This window comes from Candidatus Schmidhempelia bombi str. Bimp, from assembly GCF_000471645.3.
GTDB lineage: Bacteria > Pseudomonadota > Gammaproteobacteria > Enterobacterales > Orbaceae > Utexia > Utexia bombi.
Genome location: NZ_AWGA01000057.1, coordinates 19026 through 39748 on the forward strand (window position 1 = coordinate 19026; position 20723 = coordinate 39748).

Genomic DNA, 20723 nt, shown 5'->3' on the forward strand with positions numbered 1-20723 from the left:
AAAAAATTTAGTTTTTTCGCCAGCGGGAACACTAATATCGAAAAAAGAGTAGACTTAGAAGTAAAAAAATTGGAATCAAAATACCTATTGACCATTTCATATACCCAAAGAAATTTGGCATGGCAATATTATGCTGTAATGCAATATTTTTTATCATAAAATTGGGTGCGTTTCCGATATAAGTTAATGCGCCCATAAATACTGATCCCATGGATATTGCAAGTAAAGTGGTGGCTTTACTTGTCATCAGAGTGACGGGATCACCTGAAGCAAGATTAAAAAAGATTAAATAAGTTGGCGCATTATCCAGAAAACCTGATAAAGTCCCAGTTAACCAAAAATACATCATATTAATTGGCTGTTGATCGGTATCAGAAACTAATGATACGAGTGGCGCCAGCGCACCGTTTTTACCTGCCTTTAATATCATTAATACGGGTGAAATAGTAATAAAAATACCTATAAATAATTTCGCCACCTCAGTAATGGGAGCCCAATTAAAATGATTTTCTTGTCTAAATTGTGAGGGGGTAATATACAGCGATATAAGGGTAATCAGTAATAGTAAGCTAGCTTGAATGATTGTCGTTAGCGGAATCAGTATTCCCCAAATAGTTAATGCAGGAGCACTGGTCCAGATACCAGTGAAAAATACACAACCAATAATCGCAACCAGCAAGACCATATTCTGTTTCCCTTGAATTTCAATCGTTGCCGTTATCGTACTAGGTCTGTCTTTTATGGTACGTTGCTCTTTTTGATAATAATAATGATCAATACGATAGAAAATAGTGAGCAACAACGTAGTACAGATAACGACAGGTAATGCCATTGTTTTAATAGTCCAAGAGAAATCAATACCATTTAAAAAACCGATAAATAAAGGCGGATCACCTAATGGAGTGAGACCACCACCAATATTAGCAACTAAAAATATAAAGAAGATAATGATATGGCGCTGATATCGTCGCTGTTGATTAGCACGAATCAATGGTCTTATCATTAGCATTGCTGCCCCAGTTGTTCCCATCATTGAGGATAACAACGTTCCTATCGCTAATAATATTGTATTGTGTTTCGGTGATCCGACTAAGTTACCCGCTATGACTATTCCTCCAGAAACAGTAAAAAGTGCGAGAAGTAGTAGAATAAATGGAATAAATTCCTTCAGTATGGCATGAGCGACAATATGTAACGAGGAATCAATTCCAGCATAGTAACTCAATGGCAGTAAAAAAAGTGCCGTCCAAGTTAGAACGATTTTCCCAAAATGATAATGCCAAATTTGCGGGCAGATTATTGGTAGTAAGGCGATAGAAAATAAAATCCCTAAAAAAGGGATGGTCCAATACAATGATAATGCTGTACCGCTAAAATTAGCGGCAGTGGCTAAATTAGGTAAAAGTAAAATAAGCAATAAGAATAAGCGTAGCATAATGTTAAAAATTCGTTATTTTAGTATTAATAAAATTATCATAACAAATGCGTAGTCTAAATAGAAAACTAGCACTATTATCTAATTTAGTATAACATTTGATGTCTTTTGAATGTGATGAAATAGTAATAATAACATATAGTGAGGATATAAATGCGGCCTAATAATACTTTATGGTCTAGAAACTGCTTTACAACGTTAATTGTAACTATATTTATAATATTAAGTTTATTTTTTTCTCAATTTTCGGTTTGTGCAAATGAAGCTGATCATAAGATAGTCCTTAATGATAACTTAACCATTGCGGTAGTGAATGAGAAAGTTAATACCTCAACAATCGATGAAAACAAATATCAAAATAAACCATTAAAAGTACTTGATGTCTCAGAAGTTATCATGGATGGCGCTAGTACGTTAGTTATTACTTTCTCCATTCCATTAGATAAATCACAAGATTTTTCAAGTTTAGTCAATTTAGTTGATAAGAATAAAGGTAATGTCGATGGTGATTGGGAACTCTCGGATAATCAATTGGAATTACGGCATCGTTATTTGGAACCTAATCGTGAATTAACACTCACTATAAATAAGCGGTTAAAAGCCATCAATAATGCACTTCTTTATATTAATTATAAGACGACATTAACAACCCAAAAAAGAGAAGCCGTAGTTGGATTTGCAAGTACTGGATCGTTAATTCCTGTTGGTAGTGTCATTGGTTTACCTGTCATGACATTAGATGTCAATTTGGTTGATGTTAATTTTTACAAAATTAAATCGAACTATTTATATGAATTTCTCGCCCAAATGAGTAACGTCAATAACTCAGACTATTGGCTTACCTCTAACGCATTAAAATATACCGATCTAGTTTATACAGGACGGTTTGATTTAGAAACAAAACCAAATGTTCAAGAGACGGTATTATTAGATTTATCAAATATTGAAGCTCTGCAACAAGAAGGATTTTATTTTGCGGTAATGAATGTTGCTGGTACCTATAAATATAGTAATCCAGTTACGATGTTTTCCATTAGTAATATTGGTGTCTCAGCACATTACTATGCCAATAAATCCATCGCTTTATTCACGCAATCACTGGATGATGGAAAACCTATTACTGATGTTGAAATCAGATTGATTGGTAAAGATCAGCGTATAATTAATGCGGGTAAAACAGATAAAGACGGCTTTTTATCTTTTAATCCCAATACCAATGAAAATAATTTTATTCTCGTTGCAAGTAAAAATGGGCATAGTTCTTTTATTGAATTAGGACGTAATGCGCTTGATTTAAGTGAATTTAATATTACGGGTAATAAATATTATGATAAACAACTGGTCTTATTTGGTCCACGTAATCTATATCGTCCGGGCGAAACGGTTTTTCTCAATGCTTTATTACGTGATGCGGATGGTAAACCTGTTGCCAATCAACCTATTAAAGTTGAGATAGTCAAATCGGATGGTGAAGTTGTTTTAGACTATGTTTGGCAACCGATAAAAAATCAAGAAGGGTTTTATCAAACCCAATACATACTACCTAAAGATGCTTCCACGGGTAAATGGGCATTTCGTTTTAATACGGGTGATGATAATAAACATTATAGCTATTTTATGGTGGAAACCTTTTTGCCTGAGCGGATGGACTTAGATTTAAGATCGACCTCATCGCAACCTATCTTAAATAAAGATGACGTTACCTTTAATGTAAAAGGTTGGTATCATTACGGCGCACCAGCTAATGGTAATGAGCTAAATGGACAAGTATTCGTCAAGGCCCAACGTCAAATTGTAGGTTTAAAAGGATTTGAAATAGGACAGATTGATGATGAATCATTGAATCAATTTATCACCAATGTGGATCAACTTTTAGATCACGAAGGTTTGACTAAAGTTAAAGTAAAAAGTAATGATTGGGGAAATATTAAATCCCCAGCTAGCGTCGTTCTACAGGCGAGTTTACTTGATACAGGCGGCAGGCCTATCACCCGATATGCCTCACAAGTCATCTGGCCCGCACAAACTATGCCAGCAATTCGAGCATTATTTTCAACTAAAGATTTTTATGATTGGTCTGAAAACCGTTATGTGTCCCGTCCGACGGTGGATAAAGGCGCTATTGCTCAATTTGAAGTCATTAATGTAAATACTAACGGTCAGCGCGATAAGCAATCTGATTTTACCGCACGTATTATTAAAGAGCGCCGTGATTACTATTGGGTTTGGTCAGAAAATGATGGTTGGAAACATCATTATTCAGAAAAACAGTTTACCGTTTTTGAAGAGAAGCTCAAGTTTAATGACGGTTCAGCTCGTGTCGCTTTTCTTGCCGACGATTGGGGTTCATATCGCATTGAAGTGAAAGATAATAAAACCAATGTTGTTTCAAGTATGCGTTTTTGGAGTGGTTATTTCTGGAGTGATAATACCAATGGTACAGGATCTGTTAGACCAGATCAGGTGAAATTAAGTATTGATAAATTATCTTATAGTCCTGGCGATACGGCCAAAGTATTGATTGAGGCACCCGCTGCGGGAACGGGATATTTGGCTGTTGAATCGAATGATGGCGTGTTATGGTCGAAAGCTATTGATGTACCAGATGGTGGCATTGAAGTAGCGGTGCCTGTCGATAATTGGCAACGACATGATATTTATATTAGTGCCATTGTTGTGCGTGGTAATAGTAATGAGCTACCAACTGAAAACAATCAAACCATTAAACGGGCTGTTGGACTAATCTATTTACCGTTTAATGTCGAACAACGCCGTTTAGATTTAACTATTGAAGCTCCAGAAAAAGTTGAGCCAGAGCGTGCAATAGCGATCAAAGTTAGCTTGCCTAAAAAACAGTTAGATATAAGTAAAAAAGTGACAGTTTTATTATCAGCCGTTGATACTGGCGTGTTAAATATTACCAATTTTAGGACGCCTGATCCATTTAGTGGATTTTTAGGGCGTAAGCGTTATGAAGTGGATCAATATGATGTTTATGGAAAATTGATCGAACAAAAAGGACGCTATGCTAAGTTACGTTTTGGCGGCGATAGCGATAACTTTGCTTCATCAACCATGATCAGTAATGGTTCGCTCTCCGATGCAACGATCATTGCCCAACAATTAGAATCTATTCAATTAGATGAAAACGGTGAAGGTATTATTCACTTAACGTTGCCTGATTTTAATGGTGAACTGCGTTTAATGGCTCAGGTTTGGGATGAATCACGGTTTGGTAAGGCAGAAAAATTAATCAAAGTTGCTTCACCTATGATAGCTGAACTATCCATGCCTCGCTATTTATCGGGGGGCGATCAAAGTCAGCTTACATTAGATTTACGTAATTTATCCTTAGAGAATCAAACTATTACTGTTAATCTATCGACTGAAGGGTTGATAAATTTATCCAGTGAAAATCAATATACAATGACATTCGGTGTCGCTGAAAGAAAGCTATTACCAATATTAATTCATGCGGAGCATGGTGTTGGAGAAGGGATAGTGAAAGTAAGCATTGACGGGTTAAATAAGGATCAAAACACCTTAAATCCTTTAGAACGTCGTTGGCAAATTAATGTGCGCCCTGCTTACGCGCCAGAACAACGACATTATGATTTTATTGTTAATGAAGATAAAAAGTGGCAGTTACCAGAGCAAGCGGTGGATGGACTATTAGCCAATACTATTACCGCTCAGTTAGCACTATCTAATCATTCTGTGATTAATATTGCCCAATATATAAAAACATTAAAATCTTATCCGTATGGTTGTTTGGAACAAACTATTAGTGGTCTGTATCCCTCACTGTTTATTAATAGCCAACAATTACAAGCTTTGGGTATTTCTGGCGAAACTGATGAGCTACGTCGTCGTAATATTGATATAGGCATTGAGCGTATATTTAGCATGCAGCGCAAAAACGGCAGTTTTGGGCTTTGGTCGAAAGAGAGTGATGAAGACTACTGGCTAACTGTGTATGCTGTCGATTTTTTATTGCGCGCTAAAGAATATGGTTATAATGTCAATACTAAAGCACTAACAAAAGCCTTGGATCGTATAGCGGCTTACCTTTATGATCACTCCGCCTTTGATAGTTTACAAAGTAGTTATTATGCTCAGAATAGCGAATACTTAATTTTCTCTGTTAAGACCTATGCGGCAATGATTCTTACCCGTGAAGGCAAAATCACACCTGCGGTACGTAATGAACTTAATCATCTCTATATTAGTATTAGTAATGAAACCGATCATAAGTTAAAAGCCGCCTTGCCAGCTATTCAATTAGCTATTGCCTCTAAATATGCGGGTTACAGTAAATCAGTAAATAAATTAACTACTATTGCCCTTAATCATATTCTTGATACCAAAGCCAGCCATTATGGATTTGGCGATTATGGTAGTCCGATTCGTGATAATGCATTAATCATCTTTTTGTTGTTAGACAATGGGTTGGAATTAGGTGAGGTCAATAAATTATTACCTGTACTAGCTAATGATCTCAATGTTACTGATTATTTATCTACACAAGAACTCAATGCGGTGTTTTTAGCTGGTTGGTTGGCCAACTATAGACAGACATCAGAGACATGGATAGCAAATATAAATAATGAGATGTTTAAACAACGCAATACATTAATTAGGTTATTTGATATAGAACAAATTAAGCGGGGTGTCACTATTCACAATCCACAGCAAAACCTTGCTAACTTATATGGACGTATTGATATTACCGGTTATTCTACTCAACCACCGGTCGCGACATCGGATGATGATACATTAACTATCACACGTACTTATTATGATCTTAAAGGAAATGTGACTAGTATTGACTCATTACAATCAGGTGATTTAGTCTTAGTGCTGCTAGATGTGAAAGCCAAACGTCGTATTGCAGATGCATTAATTGTTGATATGTTACCGGCTGGTCTCGAACTAGAAAATCAAAATTTGGAAGGAAGTAGTGTGAATATCATGGCTATTCCAGGTATTGCCAATTTATTAAAAGATGAAAATAGTTATGATATCAAATATCAGGAATATCGCGATGATCGCTATGTTGCCGCCGTAGATATTAAACAATCTATTAATAATGATGATTACAGTAAAAAAATATTTTATTTGGTACGTGCAGTAACGCCTGGGAAATACTTAGTACCTGCGCCAACCGTAACCTCAATGTATAATCCATCATGGTTTGCTATAGGGAAAACGTCAAATTTAATGGAAATAACCCGATCCAAATAAGCAACTTGGTTTAAATGATTAACGCTATCCGTTTTAGTGACGGATAGCGTTAATGCTATGATAAAACATCAATGAGAGTACGGTTGTGAAACTAAAGAAAATAAGAAAGTTAAGTGGGATTATTATAATACTACTATTAAGTTTTTTTATTTTATTTCTGATCCTAGATAAATGTTTTCCCTTACCGATAAAAACCTTTAGAACAACACAGACTGTTTTAGCTGAAGATGGGCAACCACTATGGCGTTTTGCTGATGAAAACGGCATTTGGCGTTATCCAGTGACATTAGAGGAAGTGCCTGCGTTTTATATTCAAGCTTTATTAACTTATGAGGATCGTTGGTTTTATCATCACTATGGCGTTAATCCGTTATCAATCGCTCGTGCAATATTTCAATATGTAAAAAATCAACGTATTATCTCTGGAGGTAGTACGCTCACTATGCAAGTGGCTCGGATTATCGATCCGCATCAAAAAACATTCTTAGGCAAATGGCATCAAATTTTTCGGACTTTACAATTAGAATGGCACTACTCAAAAGATGACATTTTAACTTTTTATCTTAATCACGCCCCTTATGGGGGAACGTTAGAAGGTATTGGTTCGGCTAGTTGGGCTTATTTAGGTAAATCGCCTTCCCACTTAACCTATGCCGATGCCGCGTTATTAGCGGTATTACCACAAGCACCAAGTCGCTTAAGGCCCGATCGTTATCCTCAACGAGCACAAATTGCACGTAATAAAGTATTAGATCGCTTAAAGAGATATAAAGTTTGGCCAGAAAAAATCATTGATGATGTGCAGCGAGAACAAGTATGGACTTTTCCACGAAAAACCCCACAGTTAGCGCCTTTGTTAGCGCATAGATTACATCTACAATATCCAAATACGCCTATTATTCAAAGTACTATTGATATTTCGTTGCAAAGTACCCTTGAGGATATGGCAATAAATATGGAGGGGCGTTTACCTCCTAAGGGCTCAATGGCCATTTTAGTGGTTGATCATACTAATATGAAAGTAAAAGCCTATGTTGGTTCAATCGACTTCAATAATAATCAGCGTTTTGGGCAAGTAGATATGATACAAGCTTGGCGCTCTCCCGGCTCAACCTTAAAACCTTTTCTATATGGGCTTACTATGGATAGTGGTATGATACATTCAGAATCACTATTACAAGATATCCCTCGTCTGACAGCCGATTATCGACCAGCTAATTTTGACACGGGCTTTAATGGACCCGTAAGTGTCTCAGAAGCATTAACCCGTTCATTGAATATACCTGCTGTACAATTGTTAGAACTTTATGGAAGTAAGCGCTTTACAGCTAAACTACATCAAGCGGGATTAACGTTAAAATCATCTGGTAAAACCCCCAATCTTTCATATATTTTAGGTGGGGCCTCGGCGCGGTTAGATCAATTAGTGGCAGCGTATAGTGTCTTTGCTCGACAAGGGCAAGCCAGTCGATTGCGGTTTACCCCTGATGAACCACTATTGAATAAACCTATGTTATCTGAAGGTGCCGCTTGGATTATTCGACGCATTTTAGCCGGAGATAAGCCAATGATTAGCAGCAATATATCCAATATTGTTCCTTTAGCCTATAAAACTGGGACCAGTTATGGTTATCGTGATGCGTGGGCTATTGGGATAAATGCTCGTTACCTTATTGGGATCTGGGTTGGTCGCCCTGATGGCACCCCCGTTGCTGGACAATATGGTTATGCGAGTGCTGTGCCTATTTTACAGCAAGTGCATCATATTTTATTAAATCGTGAATATAATAAACAACGACTATTACCTAGTCATCCAAAACCCGATTCGGTAACTGTTCAAACCATTTGCTGGCCAACAGGTGAAGCAATTGCAAAAGACGACGCCAATTGTCATCGTCAAAGAATGGCATGGATTTTAAATGGTATTATCCCGCAAACGCTAAATACGGGTATTGAGTCGCAACATGATCAGTATCAATTTGCTAAAATGACGATTTGGATTAATCAGAAAGGTTACCGAGTGGCGCCTGATTGCCCGAATGCGCAAAAAAAACAAGTTGCTATCTGGCCGATAGGTTTAGAAAATTGGTTAATGCCTAATGAACGCCGAAAGGCATTAATTCCACAGATGGATAGTGATTGTCCAATGGTAAATGAAAATCGTGTGAACTCGCTGGTTATTAGTGGTTTATTTGATCAACAAACGTTAAGACCATTACCTGACAAAGATCAGGTACGATTAACATTAAGTAGCCTAGGGGGCAGTGGACAACGATGGTGGTTTTTAGATGGTCAATTAATTAAACTCACTTTGGAAAGAGAGTCATTTGAATTAGCGTTAAGGCAAAAAGGGCAACACAGCTTATTGTTAATGGATGAAATAGGTCAAATTGAACGTATCTCATTTACTCTTCAATAAATAGAATTTATACTTTTTCAATTGTACTTGTATTTTAATATAGGAAAACACAGGATGGTTATGGAACGAACGCTTTGTATTATCAAACCAAATGCAGTGAGAAAAAATTTAATTGGAGCCATTAATTTACGTCTTGAGCAGGCCCACTTTACAATCGTAGCGATAAAAATGATACATTTAACCACTGAGCAGGCCGCTGGTTTTTATATCGAACATGAAGGGAAACCGTTTTTTAATAATCTAATTCGGTTTATGACAAGTGCCCCTGTTGTAATACAAGTTTTAGAGGCAGAGAATGCCGTGGCTCGTTATCGTGAACTGATGGGGGCAACGGATCCATCCAAGGCGGCGGCGGGAACATTGCGTGCTGATTTTGCTGATAGCCTAAGAGAAAATGCGGTGCATGGTTCCGATTCTCATACTGCAGCTGCACGAGAAATCGCTTACTTTTTTGCCGATAGTGAGATTTGTGCTTAAGTTATATTAGCTAGAAAAAACAAAGATTAAATTTATTTAATCTTTGTTGCTCATTAAGTGAGCTTATTTAATTTTATTTTTTATTCCTTGCTTTCCTATGTTTTAATCATGTTATATCAATAGTAATGATTGTCGCTATTTTATTAACGAAGATAACGTAATTTAGCTATAATTATGCTTATTTTAGCAACTCATCTATGATTAGTTAAAAAGACATTACTATTTATCTTTATCACTAAATCCCGTTGTTGATGAAAAAAGTATGACAATTTAATTAAGTTAATGAAACAATCATTCACGGTAATTATTACCGTAATGTTCAACGAAGAGCCATAAACAAAAATAAACAATCATCAGACTAAACTATTTAAAAAGTCAATAATTAGTGATAAAATATAACGTCATAAATTTTACAGTTATTATAAAGTATTAGTCTATTGCATGCGCGCTGTCGTGTGGCGCACCACTGCGATTAAGGGAATATCATGCCAGTTATTACTCTTCCTGATGGAAGTCAACGTCATTTTGATAAACCAGTTACTGTTTTAGAAGTTGCTCAAAGCATTGGCACTGGGCTTGCTAAAGCATGTATTGCTGGACGTGTAAACGGTGAGCGTAAAGATGCTTGCGATATGATCGAAACCGATGCAACCGTTGCCATTATTACTGCGAAAGATGAAGATGGTCTAGAAATTATTAGACATTCTTGTGCACATTTGCTCGGTCATGCTATTAAGCAACTGTGGCCAAATACCAAAATGGCAATCGGCCCAACCATCGATAATGGTTTTTATTATGATGTTGATTTAGATCATTCTCTTACGCAGGACGATTTAGAATTACTTGAAAAACAGATGTTAACGCTAGCCAAAACCAATTATGATGTCATCAAAAAGGTAGGCAGTTGGCAAACAGCACGCGACGTATTTACGGAACGTCATGAGAGCTATAAAATCGCGATTTTAGATGAGAATATTGCCCAAGATGCACAGCCAGCACTTTATTATCATCAGGAATATATCGATATGTGCCGTGGTCCGCATGTTCCTAATATGCGCTTTTGTCATCACTTTAAGCTACAAAAAGTGGCGGGTGCTTATTGGCGTGGTGATAGTAAAAATAAGATGTTACAACGTATTTATGGTACGGCTTGGGCAGACAAAAAACAGTTAGATGCTTATTTATTACGTTTAGAAGAAGCAGCAAAACGCGATCATCGCCGTATTGGTAAACAACTTGACCTTTATCATATGCAAGAAGAAGCGCCTGGTATGGTATTCTGGCATAATGATGGGTGGACCATTTTCCGTGAGTTAGAAGCGTTTGTTCGTAGTAAATTAAACGAATACCGTTATCAAGAAGTGAAAGGTCCATTTATGATGGATCGGGTATTATGGGAAAAAACGGGTCATTGGCAAAATTATAAAGATCTGATGTTTACCACCTCTTCTGAGAATCGCGAATATTGTATTAAACCAATGAACTGTCCAGGACATGTACAAATTTTTAATCAAGGTTTAAAATCTTATCGCGATTTACCACTGCGTATGGCTGAATTTGGTAGTTGCCATCGTAATGAACCGTCAGGCTCATTACATGGATTGATGCGCGTGCGTGGTTTTACTCAGGATGATGCACATATTTTCTGTACTGAGTCACAAATTCGTAGTGAAGTAAACAATTGTATTAAAATGGTCTACGACATATATAGTACTTTTGGTTTTGAAAATATTTCAGTAAAATTGTCTACGCGCCCAGAAAAACGTATTGGACGCGATGAAATATGGGATATGGCTGAAAAAGATTTAGCTGAATGTTTAACGGAAAACGGAATTGATTTCCAATATTTACCGGGTGAGGGTGCTTTTTATGGACCTAAAATTGAATTTACACTACATGATAGCTTAGATCGGGCTTGGCAGTGTGGCACGGTACAGTTAGACTTTATGCTACCAGAACGTTTAGATGCAACCTACGTAGGCGAAAACAATGAGCGTCATACGCCAGTGATGATTCACCGTGCTATATTAGGTTCGTTAGAGCGTTTCATCGGTATTTTGACGGAGGAGTGCGCCGGCTTCTTCCCGACGTGGTTGGCACCACAACAGGTGGTCGTGATGAATATTACGGATAATCAAGCTGATTATGTATTACAACTAACCCAAAAGTTACAAGATATGGGAATTCGTGCACGAGCAGATCTACGAAATGAAAAAGTTGGATTTAAAATTCGTGAACATACCTTAAAACGTGTACCATATATGTTTGTTTGTGGTGATAAAGAAGTTGAAGCAGGAAAAGTATCAGTGAGAACCCGTCGAGGTAAAGATCTTGGTAGCTTTTATGTCGATGATGTTATAGACTTACTACAGCAAGAAATTCGTACTCGTCGATTAAATCAATTGGAGGAATAGAGTATTAAAGCTGGAAAACGTATACAGACAACGCGTGTACATAAAATCAATGATGAGATTACGGCGCGTGAAGTAAGACTAACAGGTGTTGATGGTGAACAACTAGGCATTGTTAGTTTAAATGAAGCTCTTAGGCAAGCTGAAGATGCTAATTTAGATTTAGTAGAAATTAGCCCAAACGCGGAGCCGCCAGTGTGTCGCATTATGGATTATGGTAAATTCCTCTATGAAAAGAGTAAAGCGACCAAAGAGCAGAAGAAAAAACAAAAGATTGTTCAGGTTAAGGAAATTAAGTTCCGACCTGGTACAGACGAAGGTGATTATCAGGTAAAACTACGCAGCCTGATTCGCTTTCTTGAAGATGGCGATAAAGCCAAAGTTACGCTACGTTTCCGTGGACGTGAAATGGCACATCAGCAGATAGGTATGGAAATGCTTGAACGCATTAAACAAGATTTATCTGAATTAGCTGTTGTTGAATCTTATCCAACTAAGATTGAAGGGCGACAGATGATTATGGTGTTAGCGCCTAAGAAGAAATAATTGGTTTGCAAGCTTATTGTCATAATTGATGATAACACCATTTATTTTATGTTATTAACAATGCGAAGTGGAAATTTTTATTATGCCAAAAATTAAAACTGTACGTGGCGCAGCAAAGCGCTTTAAAAAAACAGCTTCAGGTGGTTTTAAACACAAGCAAGCTAATAAAAGTCATATCTTAACGAAAAAATCGACTAAACGTAAACGTCACTTACGTGGATTAACCACCGTATCTCAAGGTGATTTAGGTTTAGTTAAAGCGTGTGTTCCATACGCTTAAGGTTTAATTGTTCATTATTTAATGAATATCAATAAAGAAGAGGATATGATTTATGGCTCGTGTTAAACGCGGTGTGATTGCTCGTGCACGTCACAAGAAGATTTTAAAACAAGCAAAAGGTTATTATGGTGCGCGTTCACGCGTATATCGTGTTGCATTCCAAGCAGTAATTAAAGCAGGTCAATACGCTTATCGTGACCGTCGTCAGCGTAAACGTCAATTCCGTCAATTATGGATTGTACGTATCAATGCAGCAGCTCGTCAATGTGGTTTATCTTATAGCCGTTTCATCAATGGTTTAAAGAAAGCCTCAATTGAAATCGATCGTAAGATCCTTGCGGATATCGCGGTATTTGATAAAAATGCCTTTGCAGCTTTAGTGGAAAAAGCGAAAGCAGCACTTTAATATTTTTAGTAAAGGCTGATTATTCAGCCTTTATTATCGCCAATTAACTTAGTACAATTCATTTACTTAAATAGGTAATAATAATGACTACAGTGATTTTCCGTTTCTTTTTTAGCTTTGGAGTTTAATTCATTTGAGGCGAAATGAAGAAACGGAAAATAATTGATCGGGCCTCATTTAGAGGCCTTTTTTATGTCAGATAATTTTATGTCGGATAATAATTACAAGAGGGTGCTATGTCACAATTAGCGGAACTAGTTAAAAATGCGAAAGAAGCGATTGCAAAAGCCGCCGATAGTCATGCAATCGAGCAGATTCGCGTTGAATATTTAGGAAAAAAAGGGTACTTTACACAGCAAATGGCCTCACTACGTGAGGTACCTGCTGATGAACGCCCAGTGGTTGGTCAACAAATTAATGAAGCGAAACAAACGGTTGTTAATGCTTTGAACGAACGTAAAGCATTTTTTGAACAACAAGTGTTAAATGCTAAACTTGCCAGCGAACGTATTGATGTGACTTTACCAGGCAAAACCATGCCGCAAGGCGGTTTACATCCCATTACCCGCACCATTGTTCGTTTAGAGTCTTTCTTTGGTCAACTGGGTTTTTCCGTAGAAACTGGTCCAGAAATTGAAGATGCATATCATAATTTTGATGCATTAAATATTCCAGCACATCATCCTGCACGTGCTGATCATGACACCTTTTGGTTTGATTCAGAACGTTTACTGCGTACACAAACATCAAGTGTACAAATTAGAACCATGCAAAATAGTCAGCCGCCAATTCGTATGATAGCACCGGGACGTACTTACCGTAATGATTATGATCAAACGCATACACCGATGTTTCATCAAATTGAGGGTTTATTAGTTGATAAACATATCAGTTTTACCCATCTAAAAGGATTAATTCACGATTTTTTACATTATTTCTTTGAAGATGATATGGAAATCCGTTTCCGTCCTGCTTATTTTCCTTTCACTGAACCTTCAGCAGAAGTCGATATTAAAGGTAAAAACGGTAAATGGTTAGAAGTACTTGGCTGTGGGATGGTTCATCCAAATGTGTTACGCAATGTTGGGATAGATCCTGAACAATATTCAGGATTTGCGTTTGGTATGGGTATTGAGCGTTTGACGATGTTACGTTATGGCGTCACCGATCTACGGTCTTTCTTCGAAAATGATTTACGCTTCTTAAAACAATTTAATTAAGTCAGGAGAAACCTAACATGAAATTTAGTGAAAGTTGGCTACGTGAATGGGTTAATCCTAATATTAGTAGCGAAATGCTGTCCGATCAATTAACTATGGCAGGACTTGAAGTTGAAGGGATAGAGCCAGTAGCAGGTCATTTTACCGGCGTTGTCGTTGGACGTGTTATGGAATGTAAACAACATCCTAATGCGGATAAATTACGTATTACTAAAGTTGACATTGGGCAACCAGAATTATTGAATATTGTTTGTGGTGCCCCAAATTGTCGTCAAGGTTTAGTTGTAGCTTGTGCCACGATTGGCGCAGTATTACCAGGTGATTTTAAAATCAAACCAGCAAAATTACGTGGTGAGCCATCAGAAGGCATGCTATGTTCCTATTCAGAATTGGGTATAGCTGACGATCAAAATGGTATAATCGAACTTCCAGCCGATGCGCCGTTAGGTATGGATATCCGCCACTATTTGCAATTAGATGATAATATGATTGAAATTAGTGTCACGCCAAATCGCGCTGATTGTTTTGGTATTATAGGTGTGGCTAGAGATATCGCAACCATTAATCAATTAAAATTGGCCGAACCAAACAGTTCTAAAGCCGCAGTTACGATTGATGACACGATAAAAGTTAATATTGAAGCACCGAAAGCTGCGCCAAGATATTTGGCACGTATAGTGAAAGGTATCAATGTTAATGCAGCGACGCCATTATGGATGAAAGAAAAATTGCGTCGTAGTGGTATTCGTTCTGTTGATGCTGTGGTTGATATTACTAACTATGTGTTGATGGAGTTAGGCCATCCAATGCATGCATTTGATCTCCAAAAAATTGATGGTGCTATTACCGTACGTTATGCAAAACCTCAAGAAAAGTTAGTTTTATTAGATGGCAATGAAATTAATATAAAGACCGATACCTTAGTTATTGCAGACGATAACCAACCATTAGCTTTGGCAGGTATTTTTGGTGGTAACTATTCGGGGGTTTCTGAGCAGACACAAGATGTGTTACTTGAAGCTGCCTTTTTTTCACCATTAGCGATTGTTGGTAAAGCACGTGAATATGGTTTGCATACCGATGCGTCACATCGTTATGAACGTGGTGTTGATCCAACATTACAGTACCAAGCTATGGAACGAGCAACAACGTTATTATTGGCTATTTGTGGTGGTGAAGCTGGTCCTATTATTGATGTAACCCACGATGAGCAACTACCAAAGCCATCTGCTGTGAATCTACGCCTTGAAAAAGTTAATACCATTATTGGTTATCAAATAGATCCTGAGCGTATTATTGCCATTTTAACTGGCTTAGGTTGTCAGGTTGTTAAACAGGATCAATGGCTAGAAGTCCATACACCTAGCTGGCGCTTTGACTTGCAAATCGAAGAAGATTTGATTGAAGAAATTGCGCGTATTTATGGTTACAATAATATTCCTAATTCGTTGATGAATATTGAATTAGCATTAACCGCACAGCCAGAACAGCATTTACCCTTAATTCGTGCTAAACAGCTACTGGTAGACAGAGGTTATCAAGAAGCGATTACTTATAGTTTTGTCGATCCGAAAAAACAACAATTATTACATCCACAACAAGCCTCGTTAACCTTACCTAATCCTATTTCAAGTGAAATGTCGACAATGCGACTTTCATTATGGACAGGTTTATTAGATGCTGTGGTTTATAACCAAAATCGTCAGCAAACACGCATTCGCTTATTTGAATCTGGTCTACGTTTTGTTCCTGATGAAAGTAGTGAGTTTGGTATACGTCAAGAAACGGTGTTATCAGGTGTTATTACGGGTAATGTGAATGAAGATCATTGGGATTTACCAAAGCAGCCAGTTAATTTTTACGATTTAAAAGGTGATGTTGAAGCGATTTTAGCATTAACGGGTAAATCACATGATATCGTGTTCCAAGTTTGTGAGCATTCCGCTCTTCATCCAGGGCAGAGTGCAGCCATCTATTTGAGGGATGAATTGGTTGGATTTATTGGTACTTTACATCCACAATTAGAAAAATCGTTAGAATTAAAAGGTAAAGCGATTCTTTTTGAACTTTATTGGGATAAACTTGCTAGTCGTAAAGTACCAGAATTTAGTGATATTTCACGATTCCCAGCGAATCGCCGTGATATTGCGATTATTGTTGATCGTTCGGTAAATGCAGCCGATATTTTATCTGAATGTAAACGTGTTGGCGGTGAAAATTTAGTCGGTGTTAACTTGTTTGATGTATATCAAGGTGATAATATAGCCCAAGATAAAAAAAGCTTAGCTATCAGTTTGATATTGCAAGATAATTCTCGTACACTTGAAGAGACTGATATTGCAAAGATTATTGACAAATGTATTGCTGCATTGCATCATCGTTTTGATGCCTTACTAAGAGAATAATAATTATGACATTAACTAAAGCTGATATTGCGGAGAGTTTGACTAATAAACTCGAAATCGATAAACAAGAAGCTAAAATTCTTGTAGAGCTATTTTTTGAAGAAATTAGAGTAGCGTTAGAGAATGGCGATTCGGTCAAACTATCTGGTTTTGGTAATTTTACTGTTCGAGATAAGAGTGCTCGTCCTGGTCGTAATCCAAAGACAGGAGAAAGTGTCTCTATTTGTGCTCGTCGCGTAGTAACATTCCGACCAGGAATTAAGTTTAGAGAACGAATTGAAAAATGTAGCGCTAAACTTAGCTAGGTTTTTCGTATAACACCGATGGAGAATGCAAAATATTCCTATTTTGTGTTCTCTTACTTTTGATTCGTGGTTCGAGATCCTCCCACGCAAAAAAACTAAGGAAACAAATGAACATTAATAACTCATCGATCACTTTATTAGGTGATCAAGCTGTGGCTTACCCAACAGATTATTCCCCTTCTATTCTAGAAACTTTTGATAATAAACATCCGGATAATGATTATTTCGTTAAGTTTAATTGCCCTGAGTTTACTAGCCTCTGTCCAATTACGGGTCAACCTGACTTTGCTTGCATTTATATCTCTTATGTACCTGATATAAAAATGGTTGAAAGCAAATCGTTGAAACTGTATCTATTTAGTTTTCGTAATCATGGTGATTTCCATGAAGATTGTATTAATACTATTATGAAAGACTTAATCAAACTCTTATCACCAAAATATATTGAAGTTTGGGGCAAATTTACCCCACGTGGTGGCATATCCATTGATCCTTATGTCAATTATGGTAAACCCGACACGCCGTGGCAACAGATTGCCTTTAATCGACTCGCCAATCATGATCTTTATCCCGAAAAAATTGATAATCGTTAGTTTAGGAAAAAGAACATGCAGAAAAACAAAGCATTAGTCATCTTTTCAGGTGGACAGGACTCAACAACTTGTTTATTACAAGCTATCGCTACGTATGGGGTCGAGCACGTTCAGGCTATTACCTTCGCTTATGGTCAACGACATGCAATTGAACTAGAAAAAGCCGCATTTATCGCTAAAGATCTTGGCATCAAACAGACGGTTATTGATACAACTGTATTACAACAAACGACGCATAACGCCTTAATGGATACGACATTAACTGTCCAAGCGGCTGGAGATAAACAATATCCAAATACGTTTGTTGATGGGCGTAACGCCTTATTTTTATTGCTTGCCGCTTGTCATGCGAAACAACAAGGAATTCACGATATTATTACGGGGGTCTGTGAAACGGACTTTAGTGGTTATCCTGATTGTCGTGATGTTTTTATCAAATCAATGAATGTCACGCTAAATCTTGCTATGGATTATTCATTTAATATCATTACGCCACTCATGTATTTAACTAAAGCCGAAACGTGGAAGCTTGCGGATGAATTAGGCTACTTAGACTACATTCAGCAACATACACACACTTGTTATAATGGTGTAGCAGGTGGGTGTCGGCATTGTCCAAGTTGCCAGTTACGTGAAAAAGGGTTACAGCAATATTTAGCGGAACAAGCAAAAAAAAGATAATAAAATTTATATATTCTATAATTAATTGATTTGATTATAAAAATAATCAACAGTGTAGACAGGCTTTATCAATCAATATATTTCACTTGTTGTGATTATGATGATAAATGCCTGCCATTCATCTTGATTTACATCATCATTAGGCTAACTAACTTTAAAAGTTGATAAATATGTACAATTTTACTTCAGCACAACGGACTCATGCCTTATATCGTCTTGCTTTATTTCATATTTTAATTATTATTTCTAGTAATTATTTGGTACAAATTCCATTTACTATTTTTGGCTTTAATACTACATGGGGAGCATTTACTTTTCCTTTTGTGATCCTAAGTACCGATTTAACTATACGTATTTTTGGTGCAGGTTTAGCCCGTAAAATTATTTTTGTGGTTATGATGCCTGCATTAGTACTATCTTATTTGGTATCCGTACTGTTTCTTGATGGTAATTGGATGGGATGGGAATCCTTAAATTCGTTTAATCTTTTTGTTGGACGCATTGCCTTGGCGAGTTTTTCAGCTTATTTGGTTGGACAATTAATGGATATTTTAGTTTTTAATCGCTTACGTCAAAACCAATATTGGTGGGTAGCGCCTTCTGTTGCGGCTATTATTGGCAATCTTGTTGATACGTTGGTTTTTTTCAGTATTGCATTTTATCATAGCAATGATCCTTTTATGGCAGCGCATTGGACTGAAATCGCCATGATAGATTATAGCTTTAAAATTTTGATCTGCGGATTATTTTTTCTACCACTCTATGGCGTAATATTAAATCTTCTATTGAGAAAGCTTACTGAGCTTAAATAATTGAATGCGAACAAATGAAAAAGGCATAGTGATAACTATGCCTTTTTCATATCAATAACGTTGATAATGAATGTTTAGCTCATTCCGTATTGTTTTAATTTCTTACGCAATGTACCGCGGTTAATACCTAACATATTAGCAGCACGAGTTTGATTACCACGTGTGTATTGCATAACCATATCCAAGAATGGATGCTCAACCTCAGCTAAGACTAGTTCATAAAGATCGGTTGGATCTTGACCATTTAATTGTGATAAATAGTTTCTTAAGGCTTGTTTTACTGAATCTCTTAATGGTTTTTGAGTAATTTGATCCTGTGAGTTTACAGTAGTGAATTTTAAAGCCTCTGCTGTAACGCGTGTTTCTGACATAATATGTTTAACTCTTTTATGTTTAATTTAATTTATTAAAAAATGCTTCTAATGCTATAAATTGTTCATCAGCGTGATCAATCGCATTAAATAAGCGCCTAAAATATTCGCCGTCTGTATAGCCTTTTAAATACCAGCTTATATGTTTGCGAGCGATTCTTAGTCCTTTATATTCACCATATAAAGCATGTAACGCACCCACATGTTGCATGATTAACGGTGCTTTCTGCTTTAAGGTTTTTTGTTGCAACACGATCCCATGTTGCAAATAATGTGCGATCTGCTCAAAAATCCATGGATTTCCATGTGCAGCTCTACCGATCATTAAGGCATCAGCACCCGTATAATCAAGTACCGCTTTCGCTTTTTGAGGGGAAGTTATATCTCCGTTTGCAATGACGGGGATATGAATATGTTCCTTAACCTGACGTATAGACTCATATTCTGCTTCTCCTCCAAATAAACAAGCTTTGGTACGACCGTGAATAGTTAAAGCGGCGATACCACAATCTTGAGCAATATTTGCTATATCCAGATAATTACGGTTCGCTTTATCCCATCCTGTGCGTATTTTCAATGTGACAGGCACATTTACTGATTTAACAACAGCAGATAAAATTTTTTCCACTAATTTAGGATATTGTAATAGCGCCGAACCAGCTAACTTCTTATTTACCTTTTTGGCAGGACATCCCATATTAATATCAATTAATTGGGCGCCATTAAGCTCATTAAGTTTTGCTGCTAATGCCATCTCTTGTGGATCGGAACCCACAATTTGTACCGCACGAATATATTCTTCATCTTTGGATACCATCCTCAATGCTGATTTATCCGTATGCCAGATATCGGTATTCGCTAACAGCATTTCCGATACGGCCATTGCTGCTCCCATTTGACAACATAATGCTCGAAAGGGTCGATCACTAATACCAGCCATAGGCGCAGCAATAAGACGGTTTTTTAAAGTTACATTACCAATTTTGACATTACAGTCTGACACGATAAATTCCTCTTTAGGGTCGCGTATATTACGCATTTTTTATTCCAGTTAAAAGAGGAATTTACAAAAAATGCTGTTAAATTTGAACAAAGTTAAGTTTAATAGCATTTTTTGT

16 protein-coding genes and 1 riboswitch are annotated in these 20723 nt (G+C 36.9%); of the genes, 13 read left to right on the plus strand and 3 right to left on the minus strand.

The annotated features are described in order from the left end of the window. Nucleotides 1-31: 31 nt before the first annotated feature. Nucleotides 32-1435 carry a sodium:proton antiporter gene (locus tag O970_RS05735; RefSeq protein ID WP_036562812.1) on the minus strand — a complete coding sequence of 468 codons (1404 nt, stop codon included), beginning with the start codon at nucleotides 1433-1435 and terminating at the stop codon, nucleotides 32-34. A 153-nt stretch (nucleotides 1436-1588) separates the two neighbouring features. On the opposite strand from O970_RS05735, the gene O970_RS05740 reads away from it, so the two are divergent. The 13 genes from O970_RS05740 to O970_RS05800 all read left to right on the plus strand — a co-directional run bounded on the left by O970_RS05740 (nucleotide 1589) and on the right by O970_RS05800 (nucleotide 19234). Next, nucleotides 1589-6679, plus strand: a complete 5091-nt coding sequence (locus O970_RS05740) for an alpha-2-macroglobulin family protein (protein ID WP_024496183.1) — start codon at nucleotides 1589-1591, stop codon at nucleotides 6677-6679. 85 nt (nucleotides 6680-6764) lie between these two features. Beyond that, nucleotides 6765-9098 (plus strand): peptidoglycan glycosyltransferase PbpC, encoded by a 2334-nt coding sequence (gene pbpC / locus O970_RS05745; protein WP_036562814.1) that lies wholly within the window; start codon nucleotides 6765-6767, stop codon nucleotides 9096-9098. A 54-nt stretch (nucleotides 9099-9152) separates the two neighbouring features. Beyond that, nucleotides 9153-9575, plus strand: a complete 423-nt coding sequence (gene ndk, locus O970_RS05750) for a nucleoside-diphosphate kinase (RefSeq protein WP_024496185.1) — start codon at nucleotides 9153-9155, stop codon at nucleotides 9573-9575. Between the two features lie 485 nt (nucleotides 9576-10060). Next, nucleotides 10061-11989, plus strand: a complete 1929-nt coding sequence (gene thrS, locus O970_RS05755; RefSeq protein WP_024496186.1) for a threonine--tRNA ligase — start codon at nucleotides 10061-10063, stop codon at nucleotides 11987-11989. A 3-nt stretch (nucleotides 11990-11992) separates the two neighbouring features. Next, the gene (infC, locus tag O970_RS05760) at nucleotides 11993-12532 is read left to right on the plus strand and encodes a translation initiation factor IF-3 (protein ID WP_081685270.1); all 540 of its coding nucleotides are present in this window, start codon (nucleotides 11993-11995) and stop codon (nucleotides 12530-12532) included. A gap of 82 nt (nucleotides 12533-12614) precedes the next feature. Next, nucleotides 12615-12812: a 50S ribosomal protein L35 gene (rpmI, locus tag O970_RS05765; protein WP_024496188.1), complete on the plus strand. Its 198-nt coding sequence runs from the start codon at nucleotides 12615-12617 to the stop codon at nucleotides 12810-12812. Between the two features lie 52 nt (nucleotides 12813-12864). After that, nucleotides 12865-13218 (plus strand): 50S ribosomal protein L20, encoded by a 354-nt coding sequence (gene rplT / locus O970_RS05770; protein ID WP_024496189.1) that lies wholly within the window; start codon nucleotides 12865-12867, stop codon nucleotides 13216-13218. Between the two features lie 236 nt (nucleotides 13219-13454). Next, a complete protein-coding gene (pheS, locus tag O970_RS05775; RefSeq protein ID WP_024496190.1) occupies nucleotides 13455-14438 on the plus strand; it encodes a phenylalanine--tRNA ligase subunit alpha in 984 nt (327 codons plus the stop codon). A gap of 17 nt (nucleotides 14439-14455) precedes the next feature. Beyond that, the gene (pheT, locus tag O970_RS05780; RefSeq protein ID WP_024496191.1) at nucleotides 14456-16843 is read left to right on the plus strand and encodes a phenylalanine--tRNA ligase subunit beta; all 2388 of its coding nucleotides are present in this window, start codon (nucleotides 14456-14458) and stop codon (nucleotides 16841-16843) included. Between the two features lie 5 nt (nucleotides 16844-16848). Then, the gene (locus O970_RS05785) at nucleotides 16849-17148 is read left to right on the plus strand and encodes an integration host factor subunit alpha (protein ID WP_024496192.1); all 300 of its coding nucleotides are present in this window, start codon (nucleotides 16849-16851) and stop codon (nucleotides 17146-17148) included. Nucleotides 17149-17208: 60 nt separating this feature from the next. Continuing rightward, a riboswitch (PreQ1 riboswitch) is annotated at nucleotides 17209-17253 on the plus strand. A gap of 2 nt (nucleotides 17254-17255) precedes the next feature. Next, on the plus strand, nucleotides 17256-17741 hold the full coding sequence (queF, locus tag O970_RS05790; protein ID WP_024496193.1) for a preQ(1) synthase: 486 nt from the start codon (nucleotides 17256-17258) through the stop codon (nucleotides 17739-17741). Nucleotides 17742-17756: 15 nt separating this feature from the next. Further along, on the plus strand, nucleotides 17757-18422 hold the full coding sequence (gene queC / locus O970_RS05795; RefSeq protein ID WP_024496194.1) for a 7-cyano-7-deazaguanine synthase QueC: 666 nt from the start codon (nucleotides 17757-17759) through the stop codon (nucleotides 18420-18422). Nucleotides 18423-18592: 170 nt separating this feature from the next. After that, the gene (locus O970_RS05800) at nucleotides 18593-19234 is read left to right on the plus strand and encodes a 7-cyano-7-deazaguanine/7-aminomethyl-7-deazaguanine transporter (protein WP_036562816.1); all 642 of its coding nucleotides are present in this window, start codon (nucleotides 18593-18595) and stop codon (nucleotides 19232-19234) included. Between the two features lie 74 nt (nucleotides 19235-19308). Here O970_RS05800 and fis read toward each other — a convergent pair whose 3' ends face one another. After that, on the minus strand, nucleotides 19309-19605 hold the full coding sequence (gene fis, locus O970_RS05805; RefSeq protein ID WP_024496195.1) for a DNA-binding transcriptional regulator Fis: 297 nt from the start codon (nucleotides 19603-19605) through the stop codon (nucleotides 19309-19311). Between the two features lie 22 nt (nucleotides 19606-19627). Further along, nucleotides 19628-20644, minus strand: a complete 1017-nt coding sequence (dusB, locus tag O970_RS05810) for a tRNA dihydrouridine synthase DusB (protein ID WP_051318609.1) — start codon at nucleotides 20642-20644, stop codon at nucleotides 19628-19630. Between the last annotated feature and the right edge of the window lie 79 nt (nucleotides 20645-20723).

What these genes read in the sequence shown, in the direction of transcription:
- O970_RS05735 (WP_036562812.1), bottom strand. Translation starts at nt 1,435, where the DNA reads ATGCTACGCTTATTCTTATTGCTTATTTTACTTTTACCTAATTTAGCC.
- O970_RS05740 (WP_024496183.1), top strand. Translation starts at nt 1,589, where the DNA reads ATGCGGCCTAATAATACTTTATGGTCTAGAAACTGCTTTACAACGTTA.
- ndk (WP_024496185.1), top strand. Translation starts at nt 9,153, where the DNA reads ATGGTTATGGAACGAACGCTTTGTATTATCAAACCAAATGCAGTGAGA.
- thrS (WP_024496186.1), top strand. Translation starts at nt 10,061, where the DNA reads ATGCCAGTTATTACTCTTCCTGATGGAAGTCAACGTCATTTTGATAAA.
- rpmI (WP_024496188.1), top strand. Translation starts at nt 12,615, where the DNA reads ATGCCAAAAATTAAAACTGTACGTGGCGCAGCAAAGCGCTTTAAAAAA.
- rplT (WP_024496189.1), top strand. Translation starts at nt 12,865, where the DNA reads ATGGCTCGTGTTAAACGCGGTGTGATTGCTCGTGCACGTCACAAGAAG.
- pheS (WP_024496190.1), top strand. Translation starts at nt 13,455, where the DNA reads ATGTCACAATTAGCGGAACTAGTTAAAAATGCGAAAGAAGCGATTGCA.
- pheT (WP_024496191.1), top strand. Translation starts at nt 14,456, where the DNA reads ATGAAATTTAGTGAAAGTTGGCTACGTGAATGGGTTAATCCTAATATT.
- O970_RS05785 (WP_024496192.1), top strand. Translation starts at nt 16,849, where the DNA reads ATGACATTAACTAAAGCTGATATTGCGGAGAGTTTGACTAATAAACTC.
- queF (WP_024496193.1), top strand. Translation starts at nt 17,256, where the DNA reads ATGAACATTAATAACTCATCGATCACTTTATTAGGTGATCAAGCTGTG.
- queC (WP_024496194.1), top strand. Translation starts at nt 17,757, where the DNA reads ATGCAGAAAAACAAAGCATTAGTCATCTTTTCAGGTGGACAGGACTCA.
- O970_RS05800 (WP_036562816.1), top strand. Translation starts at nt 18,593, where the DNA reads ATGTACAATTTTACTTCAGCACAACGGACTCATGCCTTATATCGTCTT.
- fis (WP_024496195.1), bottom strand. Translation starts at nt 19,605, where the DNA reads ATGTCAGAAACACGCGTTACAGCAGAGGCTTTAAAATTCACTACTGTA.
- dusB (WP_051318609.1), bottom strand. Translation starts at nt 20,644, where the DNA reads ATGCGTAATATACGCGACCCTAAAGAGGAATTTATCGTGTCAGACTGT.